This window comes from Cupriavidus sp. MPR-AND1C (assembly GCF_058809705.1).
Genome location: NZ_JBXASU010000006.1, coordinates 108,056 through 120,240, shown reverse-complemented (window position 1 = coordinate 120,240; position 12,185 = coordinate 108,056). Strand labels below are relative to the sequence as shown.

Sequence of the window (12,185 nt, the reverse complement as noted above, 5' to 3'; positions counted from 1 at the left end):
CGCTTCATTTTGAAACAGCCTCTTATTCCAGGCGTGCGCCCGAGTCCTTCACGACCTTGCTCCAGCGCGTGATCTCGGCATCGATATGCGCGCCCAGCGCCGCCGGCGTGGAACCCACCGGCTCATAGCCGTTGGATGCCAGGTTCGCGCGCAGCTCGGGCTGGGTCAACACAGCCGCGATTTCCTTGCTAAGCCGCTCGACAATGGCGCTCGGCGTGCTAGCCGGCGCCAGCACCGCGTACCAGCCATTGATGTCGAAGCCGGGCACGCCGGCCTCGGACAGCGTGGGCACGTCCGGCGCCAGCGTGGCGCGCCCGGCGCTGGTCACGGCGAGCGCCTTGAGCCGGCCGCTGCGGATATGCGGCATCGAGGTGGAAATGCTGTCGAAGGTCAGCTGCACCTCGCCGGCCAGCATGGCGTTGACCACCTGCGCGCTGCCCTTGTACGGCACGTGGGTCATCTTGACGCCGGCCAGGCTGTCGAACAGCTCGCCGGCCAGGTGGCCCGTGTTGCCATTGCCCGCTGAGGCAAAAGTGAGCTGCCCCGGCGCGGCCTTGGCCGCGGCGATCAGCTCAGGCACGGTCCTGGCCTTCAGCGAGGGGCTGCCGGCCAGGATCAGCGGCAGGTTGGCCACCAGCGACACCGGCGCGAAATCCTTGCGGGTGTCATACGGCAGCTTGGGATAGAGGCTGGCATTGATGGCGTGCGCGGCCAGCACCATGATCAGCGTGTTGCCGTCCGGCCTGGCGCGCGCAAGCTGCTGCGAGGCAATGGTGCCGCCGGCGCCCGGCCGGTAGTCGAGCACCACGGGCTGGCCCAGCCGCTCCTGCAGCTTGGCCGCCACGGGGCGCGCCAGCAGGTCGGCGCTGCCGCCCGGCGGATAGGGAATCAGCAACTGGATCGGCTTGTTGGGCCAGGTTTCGGCCAGCGCCGAAGCGCTCGCGCCCAGCAGCCCCACCGCGAGCGGGGCGATCAGCACGGCCTGTAGCCATGACCTGCGGTGGCGCGCTTTCAGTGCTTGCATGCCTTGCCCTCTCGTTGTGTCGTGGTGTGGTGGTGTCGCGTGACGTGCCGCGGGCCCGCCCTCATTGCTGTGGAATGCCGGTGTCCTTCACCACCTTGGCCCAGCGCACGCGCTCCGCGTCGATGAACCTGGCGAAATGCTCGGGCGTGTCGCCGCCCGGCACGCCGCCGAGATCGGCCAGGCGCGTTTTCACTTCAGGCTCGGCCAGGATGCCGGCCACCGTCTTTTGCAGGCGCGAGACCACTGCCGCCGGCGTGCCCGCCGGCGCCACCAGGCCGAACCATGCGGTCACCTGGAAGTCGTCGAGCCCGGCTTCCTTCATGGTGGGCACGTCGGGCAACTCGGCCACGCGCGTGGCGCTGGTCACCGCCAGCGCGCGCAGCTTGCCGGACTGGATATGCGGCAGCGAGCTGGGCAGGTTGTCCACCATCATCGTCACCTGCCCGGCGACCAGGTCGGCCACGGCCGGCGCGGCACCCTTGTAGGGCACATGGATGATGTCGATGCCGGTGCGCTTCTTGAACAGCTCGCCGGACAGGTGCACCGATTGCCCGGTCCCCGACGAGGCAAACGAGAGCTTGCCCGGCTGGGACCTGGCCAGCGCGACCAGTTCCGCCACATTGCGGGCAGGCACCTTGGCGTTGACCACCAGCACATTGGGCACCGAGACCACCATGGTGATCGGCGCGAAGTCCTCGGCACGGTAGGGAAGTTGCTTGTACAGGCCGTAGTTGATGGCATTGGGGCCGATATTGCCCATCATCAGCGTGTAGCCGTCCGGCGCGGCCTGGCGCAGTGCCTGCACGCCAACGATGCCGGCCGCGCCGGCACGGTTTTCCACCACCACGGGCTGGCCCAGCAGCTCGGAGAGGCGCTTGCCGACCAGCCGCGAGGCGATATCGGTGGTGCCTCCCGCCGCCGCGGGCACGATCAGGCGCACCGGCTTGTCCGGATAGCCGGCTGCGGCGGCGCCGCCCATGGTGGCCAAGGTAGCCACGCCCAGCATGGTGGCCACGCCCGCCAGCCTGCTTGCGCTGTAGCGCCGAACTGTCATGTGTCGTCCTCCTGGGTGGCTGCGCGGCGGCTCGGGTTTCGCGCCGCCTTTGCGCAAGGTAAGCCGGTAACCGCCCGCGCAATACGGACGAGCCCGCCTTTATGGTTCTCTTGCCACGCCGAATACGATAAATTGACGGCGGGGACATTGCTATTCACGATTGACAAAAGAGGCCTTTGGCCCAGCGAAACACATGCATTACGACCTGACCGACCTGCGCCTGTTCCTCAACGTCGGCGAGACCGAAAACCTGACCCGCGCCGCCGAGCGCAGCTTCCTCTCCCTGCCCGCCGCCAGCACCCGCATCAAGCAACTGGAAGAGGCCTTCCAGACCCAGTTGCTGATCCGCCAGGTCAAGGGCGTGCGCCTGACGCCCGCCGGCGACGCCCTCTTGCGCCACGCGCGCGAAGTGTTCCGCGAACTGGAGTGCCTGCACTCCGACCTGCGCCCTTACGCCAAAGGCGTCAAAGGACGCGTGCGCCTGCTGGCCAACACGACCGCCACCAATTCCTTCCTCGCCACCGCGCTGTCGCGCTTCCTGGCGGAGAACCCGGATGTGGATATCGAGCTGGAGGAACAACTCTCGCAGGCCATCGTCTCGGCCATCAGCGCCGGCGCCGCGGATCTTGGCATCGTCGCTGGCGAGGTCGCCACCAATGACCTGGAGGTCATGCAGCTCTGCAGCGACGAATTGATCGTGATCGCGCCGGTCAACCACCCGCTGCCGCAATTCACCAGCCTGCACTTTGCCGACCTGCTGGATACCTGCCGCTTCGTGGGCCTGAACCAGTTCAGCGCCATCCAGTCCTTCCTGGACCGCATCGCCAGCGGCATGGGCAAGCGCATCAGCCTGCGCATCCAGCTGGGCAGCTTCGACGCCGTGTGCCGGATGGTGGAGGCAGGCGCGGGCATTGCCATCGTGCCCAATAGCTGCGCGCGGCGTTATGCCAGCCGCAAGGTGCTGCGGTTTATTCCGCTCGAGGATGAATGGGCCAAGCGCGATCTGCGCCTGGTGCGCCGGCCGGGGCGGGAGTTGCCGCAGTTTGCCGAGACGTTGATCCAGTATCTGACGGATGCGGCGCGGGAACCGGTTTGAGCGCGAATCCCGGCCAGGCTGCGGGTGGTCATTCCGCGAAATGGACGCCAGACCGAATTCGGTCTATATTCGGTTTTTCGGTAACTCTCGAAAGGCCGCCCCGTGAAACTCTCGAACATCAAGCCGATCAGCTTTCTGAAAAGCGACGCGGCCCGTATCGTCACGGAGCTCAGCGAGACGCGCGAGCCTTTGATCATTACCCAGAATGGCGAGGCTAAACTCGTCGTGCAAGACATTGCCAGCTATGAAGCGCAGCGGCAGACCATCGCGCTATTGAAGATCCTGGCGCTCGGCGAGAAAGAGATCGCGCAGGGCAAGGTGACAATGGCGGCAGACGTCTTTGCTGAACTGGATCAGCTGGATAAAAAAGACGGCGCATGAAGGTGGTCTTTCTTGAATCCGCCAAGCAAGACTTGATCGACCTCAGGCGCTATCTGGTCAGATTCAAACCCGAGGGAACCTGGCTGGCCGTCAAAAAGCAGATTCAGGAGAAGGTGGCGCACATTGCCGAGTTTCCTGCATCCGGTACTCGCCCCGACGAGCTGGCAGGCTTCGCGGATGGCTTCAGGCAACATCTGACACATCAGCAGCGAATCATCTACAGGGTCGCCCCCGACACCGACACCGTCTATATCCACATCATTTGCGGGCAAGTCCAGGACTTCGAGGAATTCCTGAGCCGGCGACTTACCAGGCCATGGTGACTCAGCCCTTTTTGTGTTCGGGAATGCAGTTTGGGCAACGCTGAGGAGCCAGTGCGCTGGCTCCTCATTCGCTCAGAGCGTCAACGTTAGTTTTCCGGTCAGCGCACCTGGCAACAGCGCCGAATCGGTCTGCCGCTCGCCATAGGTATTGCTCGACACGCGCAACTGCCGCTCGCTGGTCAGCGCCTCAAGGTGCTCGCCCAGGAAGCTGTAGATGCTATCGTCAAAGCGCATCGTGCCAAGCGGCGCCTGGATGCGGCCATCTTCCACCCAGAAGGTGGCGAAGCGCGTCATGCCGGTCATGCGGGCTGCTGGCGCATCGGACCAGTTGAGATACCAGAGGTTACCTATATAGAGGCCCGTGCCGAGCGCCGCGAGCACGTCGTCCTGCGCAAGCTTGCCAGCCGCCATGGCAAGGGACTGTGGCGCCTCACCGGCACTTGCGGAATTGGCCGCGAGATCGTACTCGCGCGCACTGCGGGGGTAGACCAGGCGGCCCGCAGGCAGCCCCGCCTGCACGAGCGTCACGTCGCTGCGTGGAATGCCTTCCGGGCCGAAGGCCGGAGCCAGCGTGCCGCTTGCGCGTTCGTCCAGGTCAAGCAAGTGGCTAAGCCGGGCGCCGCCATCGTACAGCCGCTGCAGCGGGCTTTCCTTCTGCGCCAGCGCACGGGCCGAGAAGCCGCCCCAGGAACACATGCCGAGCACTTCGTCGAGGGCGGCGGGGGCCAGGTAGGCCCGGTAGTCGCCGGGCGGCAGCACGCGCTGCGGCTTGCCCAGGTGCTCCAGTTGCCGGCGCGCCTGGGCAAAGCGGCTGGCGAACTCGGCAGCGTCCCAGCGCGAGCCCGCGTAGTCGGCCTTCACGGCCTGGCCGCTCTCGTGAAACAGGCTCCAGTCAAAATGGAAGCCCTGCGCGGCATGCCAGCCGAAAGCGCCGAAGCTGCTGGCGAAGCCACGGTAGAGCGGGCCGGCGGCATAAATGCCGACCAGGTCGAGCCCATGCGCGGCCTCTTCTATCTGCGCGAGCACTTCGGCGGTGTCCGGCGGTGCGGCCGCATCGGCCAGCGTGCGCTGCCAGGGCGCGCGCTCCAGCATCAGGTAGGGGTCCGGCTGCAACTGGCCGATGGCCTCGCGCAACTGCAGCAAGCCGTCGGCGAGGCGCTGCTGATCGGTTGCGGGATCGCCCGACAGCGCGACGCCGATATTGGCGTGGCGCTCGTCGCGGATCAGCTGGAGCCGGGCCGTGGCCTGCCGCACCTGTCCGGCCTGGCGCACCCTCGCGCGGTTGAAGCGGATGAACTCGGACGCCTCCGCGCTGTACCACAGCGTGAAGGCTTCGCCCTCTCCCAGCGCCTTGCGCACATCCTCGGCCAGCGCCGCAAACAACGACTGCGCATCCGTCATCACGCGGCACCTCCAAAGACTTCCACTTGCTTGAACACGCAGGCCGGCGAAGCGTGGCCGACGCGCACCACCTGGTTGGGCTCACCCTTGCCGCAGTAAGGCGTGCCGTGCACCTCGAAGGTACTGGCATCGCCAACGGCGGCCAGGCTGCGCCAGAAATTCGCGGAAACGCCGCGATAGTTCGGGTTCTTGACCACGCCCCTGAGCTCGCCGTCCTCGATCAGGCGCCCCCATTCGCAGCCGAACTGGAATTTGTTGCGCGCATCGTCGATGGACCACGAACGGTTGGACGACATCAGGATGCCGCGTTCGATGCCGCCGACAAGTTGCGCCATGGTGCGGTCGCCCGGCTCCAGGTTGAGGTTGGCCATGCGATCGATGGGCGGGCGGTTCCAGTTGCAGGCCCGGCTGTTTGCCACGCCCGGCAGCCCGCTGCGCCATTGCGACAGCGCGCCGCCCAGCGGGCGCAGCAGCAGGCCATCGCGGATCAAGAATGCCTTCTGCGCGGGCTGGCCTTCGTCATCGTGGCCGTAGCTGGCCAGTTCCTCAGGAATGCCCGGGTCGAAGCTGATATTGAGCAGGTCCGAGCCGTACTGGTAGCGGCCGAAGTCCTCCAGCCCGATAAAGCTGGTGCCTGCGTAATTGCGTTCATCGCCGAGGATGCGATCCAGTTCCAGCGGATGGCCGATGGATTCGTGGATCTGCAGCATCATCTGGTCCGGCATCAGCAACAAGTCGGTCGGGCCGCTCGGCGCATTAGGCGCCAGCAGCAGCTGCAAGGCTTCGTCCGCCACCCGCGCTGCGGCGTCAGCGAAGCCGAGCCGCGCGATGACCTCCGCCCCGCCCTGCTGGCCGCTGCCGAAGCCGCCGAAGCTGCGGGTCTGGCTGTCGCTGCCGTCGAAGGCGGTCACGCTGATGCCGGGATAGACAAAGCGCAGCGCCTGCCATTGTTCGGCGCCTGCGCTATTCAGGTAGAGCTGCTCATGGCGCTGGTGATCGAGATAAACCAGCCAGTTCACCAGCCGCGGATCGGCGGGCACGCTGGCGGACACCGCCGCCAGCAAGGCGAAGCGCTCGGCCAGCCCGGGAAACGCGCCATGCAAGCCAGGGGATTCGTAGCGGGCCTGGCCTTGCGGCGGCTCCAGCCCACGCAGGTCGACCAGGCCACGCCCGGCGATCCGCCGGGCGAGTGCCTCGGCGCTGTCGAGCGCGCGCTGCAAGCCGGCCATGCTGAGATCGCTGGTGGCGGCGTAGGCCTCCACGCCATCCAGGCGCACGCTGAGCATGGCGCCCATGTCCTGCATGAAGGACGGCGGCTCGGCGACGCCGCGCCGCATCATGCAATGCTCGCCGGTCTGGCGCACGAGGCGCAGCGAGTGAAACCCGGCGCGGGTGGTTAGCGCGGCGAAGTGCTGTCTGGCGCGATCGAACAAAGAGGCCTCCCGGATCCGTAGTGAAAGAGCCAGCGCTGGCGCGATCAGCTTCAGCCGATGGGCCAGCGCTGGCGCATGGATCCGGAAATCTTACTATCTTTGCGCCGCGGCGATCCCGCGCCCTGCGCTCAATCCGCCTTCACCCCTGCTGCCTTGATGATCGGCGACCATTTCTCGATCTCCGACTGCAGCCAGGTGCGCAGCCCTTCCGGCGTCTGCTTGTCCTGCGGCACGATCTCGGCGCCCAGGTCCGCCAGCCGCGCCGCCACCGCCGGATCCTTCAAGGCGGTGCGCAAGGCGCCGTTGAGCCGGTCGATGACCGCAGGCGGCGTGCCATGCGGGGCATAGATGCCATGCCAGACCTTGACCTCGAAGCCCTTGAGCCCACTCTCGGCCAGCGTGGCGGTGTCAGGCAAGGCCTTGATGCGCGTGCTGGTGGTGACGCCGTAGAGCTTGACCTTGTCGGCCTTGATATGCGGCAAGGTCTGGGTGGTCTGGTCGCACAGGATATCCACCTGGCTGCCCAGCAGGGCTGTCATCGCGGGCGCGGTGCCCTGGTAGGGAATGGCAGTGAGCTCCACGCCGATGGCCTTCTGGAACAGCATGCCGCACAGCTGCGAGACCGCGCCCAGCCCGGCATTGGCCAGGTTGACCTTGCCCTGGTTCTGGCGAATGTAGGCGATCAGCTCAGGCAATGTCCTGGCTGGCAAGTCATGACGGCCGAGCAGGGTCATGGGCACGTCGGCGACCTGGCCGACAAAGCTGAAATCCGTCAGCGGCTTGTAGGGGAGCTTGCTGTACAGCGCCGGCGCGGTGGCCATGCCGTTGTGGTGGATCAGGATGGTGTAGCCGTCCGGCGCGGCCTTGGCCACGTAGGCGGCGGAGACGGTGCCGCCGGCGCCGAGCCGGTTTTCCACCACCACGCTCTGGCCCAGGGTCTTGGACATGGCTGCGGCCATGGTGCGCGCCACCACGTCGGTGGGGCCGCCCGCGGCAAAGGGAACCACCATGGTGATCGGCCTGGTGGGGTAGGCATCGGCGGCGCGCGCCGGGGCGGGCGCGGTGAGTGCTGCCGCCACGCCCAGCGCGGCGAGCGCCATCCAGCGCCATGGCGCCTGGGCCCGCTTCGCCTGCGCCGCGTATTCGCTGCCGGCCTGCCTGTGCCGCTGCTGCTTGCTGCCTGCCATGTCTTTTGTCTCCATCGTGGTGGATTGACCGGGTTATGCCAGCTGGCGCCCGCCTGTGCGGCCTGTGCGGCCTGTGCGGCTGCGTGGCGTGATCGCGTTATCGTTTCCGGCAAGCGTGGCCATAAAGCGACGTATATGCAATACGGATTTCCCTAAGGGTGGGCAAAGCCGGCCAGAAGCCTCAGGGCGCCGTCAAGTCCGTGCGGCGCCGCGCACACCCGGCGCCGTGCCCGCCCGGCCTGCTTCCGGGGGCGCTAAGCCGCTCTTTCGCAAATCCGAATTACCGCACGGCAGGCCCTCGGGAATAATGGCCGCAAGCTAAATCCCATCAAGTCCATATAACGTCCATACCGGGGCCCCTTTTCATGTTCGCAGACCAATCGCACGACCAGCCGTATCCCGACATCCGCGAAGCCGTGCGTGCCCTGTGCACCGGCTTCGATTCCGCCTACTGGCAACGCGTGGAAGAGCAGAACGCCTTCCCCGAAGAGTTCGTGCAGGCGCTGACCAAGGCCGGCTGGCTGTCCGCCCTGATCCCCGAGGAATACGGCGGCTCGGGCCTGCCGCTGACGGCAGCCTCCGTCATCATGGAAGAGATCAACCGTACCGGCGGCAATTCCGGGGCCTGCCACGGCCAGATGTATGTGATGGGCTGCCTGCTGCGCCACGGCTCGGCCGAGCAGAAGCAGCGCTGGCTGCCGGGCATTGCCTCGGGCGAGCTGCGCATGCAGTCGATGGCGGTGACCGAGCCCACCACCGGCACCGATACCACCAAGCTCAAGACCACGGCGGTGAAGAAGGGCGACCGCTACGTCATCAACGGCCAGAAGGTGTGGATCTCGCGCGTGCAGCACTCGGACCTGATGCTGCTGCTGGCACGCACCACGCCGCTTGACCAGGTCAAGCGCAAGTCGGAGGGATTGTCGGTGTTCGTGGTGGACCTGCGCGAGGCCATCGGCAAGGGCCTGACGGTGCGGCCGATCCGCAACATGGTCAACCACGAGACCAACGAACTGTTCTTCGACAACCTGGAAATCCCCGCCGAGAACCTGATCGGCGAGGAAGGCAAGGGCCTCAAGTACATCCTGGACGGCCTGAACGCCGAGCGCATCCTGATCGCCTCCGAGTGCGTGGGCGATGGCTACTGGTTCATCGAGCGCGCCAGCAGCTATGCGCGCGAGCGCATCGTGTTCGACCGCCCGATCGGCCAGAACCAGGGCATCCAGTTCCCCATCGCGCGTGCCTATGTGAACGTGGAAGCGGCCAGCCTGATGCGCTACAAGGCCGCCGCGCTGTTCGATGCCGGCAAGCCCTGCGGCAAGGAAGCCAACATCTCCAAGCTGCTCGCGGCCGATGCGTCGTGGGAAGCGGCCAACGTCTGCCTGCAGACGCACGGCGGCTTCGGCTTTGCCGCCGAATACGACATCGAGCGCAAGTTCCGCGAGACGCGCCTGTACCAGGTCGCGCCGATCTCCACCAACCTGATCCTGTCGTATGTGGCCGAGCATGTGCTCGAGCTGCCGCGTTCATTCTGAGGGCTGCCCCCATGCTTGCTTCGCACCAGGGTATCCGCCCGCTCGATGGCATCCGCGTCGTCTCCCTCGAACACGCCGTGGCCGCGCCGTTCGCAACCCGCCAGCTGGCCGACCTCGGCGCCCGCGTGGTCAAGGTGGAACGCCCCGGCGTGGGCGATTTCGCGCGTGGCTACGATGAGACCGTCCATGGCCAGGCTTCGCACTTCGTCTGGCTCAACCGCGGCAAGGAGAGCCTGACGCTCGATCTCAAGCAGGACGAGGCGCAAGCCGTGCTGCACCGCCTGCTGGCCGATGCGGACGTGCTGGTGCAGAACCTCGCGCCCGGCGCGGCTGCACGCATGGGGCTGGATTTCGACACGCTGCACCCGCGCTACGGCAAGCTGATCGTCTGCGATATTTCTGGCTACGGAGACGCCGGCCCCTATCGCGACAAGAAGGCGTACGACCTGCTGATCCAGGCGGCCGCAGGCCTGATCGGCATCACCGGCAGCGCGGATGAGCCATCGCGCGCGGGGATCTCCATCGCCGACATCGCGGCCGGCATGTATGCCTATAGCGGCATCCTATCCGCGCTGCTGCAGCGCGGCCGCACCGGCCAGGGCCTGCGCGTGGAGGTGACCATGCTGGAGGCGCTGACCGAGTGGATGAACTACGCGCTGTACTTCGGCCACTACGGCGGCAACGCGCCAGCGCGATTCGGCGCGTCGCACCCGGCCATCGCGCCGTATGGCGTGCACCGTACCGGCGACGGCGGCAGCGTGATCTTCGGGCTGCAGAACGAGCGTGAATGGCAGGCCTTCTGCAACAAGGTGCTGGCGCAGCCAGAGCTGCTCAAGGACGAGCGCTTCGCCTCCAACTCGGGGCGCGTCAAGAACCGCACCGAGCTGACCGCGCTGATCGAAGCGCGTTTCGCGCCGATGACGGTGACGCAGGTCGAAGCGCTGCTGGACGACGCGCAGATCGCCAACGCGCCCATGAACGATATCGAGGCCGTGTGGAACCACCCGCAACTGGCTGCACGCGGACGCTGGCGCGAAGTGGCCAGCCCCGGCGGCCCCATCGGGGCGTTGCTGCCGCCGGCCAACCTGTCGGGCGTGGAACCGGTGATGGGCGACGTCCCGGCGCTGGGTGCGCATAGCGCGGCCATCCTGGCGGAGCTGGGCTACGGCGCGGACGAGATTGCCAGGATGACGCACAGCAAGACGATTTGAACGACCGCGCGAAGCCATGACGCCAACGCGCAGGCGTAGCGCCTGCGCACAATGTCGCGCAGACGTGGCTCCCCTCTCCCGCTTGCGGGAGAGGGGCAGGAACAGAAAGACAGACCACCACCCCAGAACACCGCCCGGAGCCGGCATGAGCCAAGCCACTGACCACACCTACCCCACCCGCCAGCTGTGCGAATTCCTGGCCCGCTTCACGCTGGCCGACGTGCCCGCCGACGTGGTGGAGCGCACCAAGGACCTGTTCCTCGACTGGATTGCCTCCGCCATTGCCGGCAAGGATGCGCCCGCCGTGCGCAAGCTGCAGGAGTTCGCCGCCGCCATGGGCCCGCAGCAGGGTCCCGCGGAAGTCCTGGTCGATCGCCGCCGCACCTCGCCGTACTTTGCCGCGCTGATCAACGGCGCTTCCTCGCACGTGGTGGAGCAGGACGACGTGCATAACGGCTCGGTGCTGCACCCCGCCGCCGTGGTGTTCCCCGCCGTGATCGCTGCCGCGCAGGCCGAAGGCAAGAGCGGCGCCGAAGTACTGCTGGCGTCCATCGCCGGTTACGAGGCGGGCATCCGCATCGGCGAATTCATGGGCCGCTCGCACTATCGCGTGTTCCACACCACCGGCACCGTCGGCACGCTGGCGGCAGCGGCCGCTGTCGCCAAGCTGTATGGCATGGACGCTGAGGGCATCAACCAGGCGCTCGGCTCGGCCGGCACGCAGGCCGCGGGCCTGTGGGAATTCCTGCGCGACGCCGCGGACTCCAAGCAACTGCACACCGCCAAGGCAGCTGCCGACGGCCTGATGTCCGCCTGGATCGCACGCGCTGGCTTTACCGGCGCGAAGCGCATCCTCGAAGGCCCGCAGGGCATGGCCGCCGGCATGTCCAGCGACGCCAACCCCGCCGCCCTGACCGACGGCCTGGGCAAGCGCTGGGCCACCGCCGAGACCTCGTTCAAGTTCTTCGCCTCGTGCCGTCACACGCACCCGGCGGCTGATGCGCTCAAGGACCTGATGCTGCGCGAGAAGATCAGCGCGGACCAGATCGCCAGCGTGACCGCGCACGTGCACCAGGGCGCCATCGATGTGCTCGGCCCCGTGACCGATCCCAAGACCATCCACCAGGCCAAGTTCTCCATGGGCACCGTGCTGGGCCTGGTCGCCGTGCATGCGCACGCCGGCCTGGGCGAATTCGAGGACCACGCGCTGCAAGACGCGAAGGTGGCCGCCTTGCGCGACAAGGTGGAGATGGAGCTGGACGACGAGATCAATGCCGCGTATCCGCGCCAGTGGATCGGCCGCGTCACGGTCAGGACCACCGACGGCCGCACGCTGGCGGGCCGCGTGGACGTGCCCAAGGGCGATCCGGGCAATACGCTGTCGCGCCCGGAGCTCGAGGCCAAGGCGCTGCAGCTGGGCGCGTTTCGCCACGGCGCAAGCGAGGCCGAGATGCGCGCCATCATTGCCCGCGTGTGGGCGCTGGAGAAGCAGGCGAGCGTCAACGACTGGCTGCCCGTCGCGAAATAACGCGGCCAATCT

Annotated in this window: 11 protein-coding genes; 6 read left to right on the top strand and 5 right to left on the bottom strand. The window is 67.0% G+C overall.

Annotated features, from left to right (window positions below; translation table 11 throughout):
• Positions 1–22: 22 nt before the first annotated feature.
• Both AC1RWI_RS06000 and AC1RWI_RS05995 read right to left on the bottom strand, forming a co-directional pair.
• Positions 23–1,024, bottom strand: coding sequence for a tripartite tricarboxylate transporter substrate binding protein (locus tag AC1RWI_RS06000; RefSeq protein WP_492865180.1), 1,002 nt, complete (start codon positions 1,022–1,024; stop codon positions 23–25).
• 61 nt (positions 1,025–1,085) lie between these two features.
• Entirely contained in the window at positions 1,086–2,078 is a 993-nt protein-coding gene (locus tag AC1RWI_RS05995) for a Bug family tripartite tricarboxylate transporter substrate binding protein (RefSeq protein ID WP_492865178.1), read from the bottom strand.
• Positions 2,079–2,271: 193 nt separating this feature from the next.
• Here AC1RWI_RS05995 and AC1RWI_RS05990 point away from each other — a divergent pair, with 193 nt between their 5' ends.
• From AC1RWI_RS05990 to AC1RWI_RS05980, 3 genes are all read left to right on the top strand, one after another.
• The gene (locus tag AC1RWI_RS05990; RefSeq protein ID WP_043357232.1) at positions 2,272–3,174 is read left to right on the top strand and encodes a LysR family transcriptional regulator; all 903 of its coding nucleotides are present in this window, start codon (positions 2,272–2,274) and stop codon (positions 3,172–3,174) included.
• A gap of 102 nt (positions 3,175–3,276) precedes the next feature.
• Positions 3,277–3,555, top strand: a complete 279-nt coding sequence (locus AC1RWI_RS05985) for a type II toxin-antitoxin system Phd/YefM family antitoxin (RefSeq protein WP_043357233.1) — start codon at positions 3,277–3,279, stop codon at positions 3,553–3,555.
• Positions 3,552–3,878 (top strand): type II toxin-antitoxin system RelE/ParE family toxin, encoded by a 327-nt coding sequence (locus tag AC1RWI_RS05980; protein ID WP_492865175.1) that lies wholly within the window; start codon positions 3,552–3,554, stop codon positions 3,876–3,878. The genes AC1RWI_RS05985 and AC1RWI_RS05980 overlap by 4 nt, the downstream gene beginning before the upstream one ends.
• Positions 3,879–3,950: 72 nt before the next feature.
• Here AC1RWI_RS05980 and AC1RWI_RS05975 read toward each other — a convergent pair whose 3' ends face one another.
• The 3 genes from AC1RWI_RS05975 to AC1RWI_RS05965 form a co-directional block, all read right to left on the bottom strand.
• Positions 3,951–5,279: a TldD/PmbA family protein gene (locus AC1RWI_RS05975; RefSeq protein WP_492865173.1), complete on the bottom strand. Its 1,329-nt coding sequence runs from the start codon at positions 5,277–5,279 to the stop codon at positions 3,951–3,953.
• The gene (locus tag AC1RWI_RS05970; RefSeq protein WP_492865171.1) at positions 5,279–6,712 is read right to left on the bottom strand and encodes a TldD/PmbA family protein; all 1,434 of its coding nucleotides are present in this window, start codon (positions 6,710–6,712) and stop codon (positions 5,279–5,281) included. Before AC1RWI_RS05970 ends, AC1RWI_RS05975 begins: the two co-directional genes overlap by 1 nt.
• Before the next feature lie 128 nt (positions 6,713–6,840).
• A complete protein-coding gene (locus AC1RWI_RS05965; protein WP_052495334.1) occupies positions 6,841–7,812 on the bottom strand; it encodes a tripartite tricarboxylate transporter substrate-binding protein in 972 nt (323 codons plus the stop codon).
• A 452-nt stretch (positions 7,813–8,264) separates the two neighbouring features.
• Between AC1RWI_RS05965 and AC1RWI_RS05960 the strand changes: the two genes are divergently transcribed.
• The 3 genes from AC1RWI_RS05960 (at position 8,265) to AC1RWI_RS05950 (ending at position 12,173) form a co-directional block, all read left to right on the top strand.
• Entirely contained in the window at positions 8,265–9,434 is a 1,170-nt protein-coding gene (locus AC1RWI_RS05960; RefSeq protein ID WP_043357238.1) for an acyl-CoA dehydrogenase family protein, read from the top strand.
• A gap of 11 nt (positions 9,435–9,445) precedes the next feature.
• Positions 9,446–10,645, top strand: a complete 1,200-nt coding sequence (locus AC1RWI_RS05955) for a CaiB/BaiF CoA transferase family protein (RefSeq protein ID WP_043357240.1) — start codon at positions 9,446–9,448, stop codon at positions 10,643–10,645.
• Between the two features lie 145 nt (positions 10,646–10,790).
• Positions 10,791–12,173, top strand: a complete 1,383-nt coding sequence (locus AC1RWI_RS05950; protein ID WP_043357242.1) for an MmgE/PrpD family protein — start codon at positions 10,791–10,793, stop codon at positions 12,171–12,173.
• Positions 12,174–12,185 lie beyond the last annotated feature (12 nt).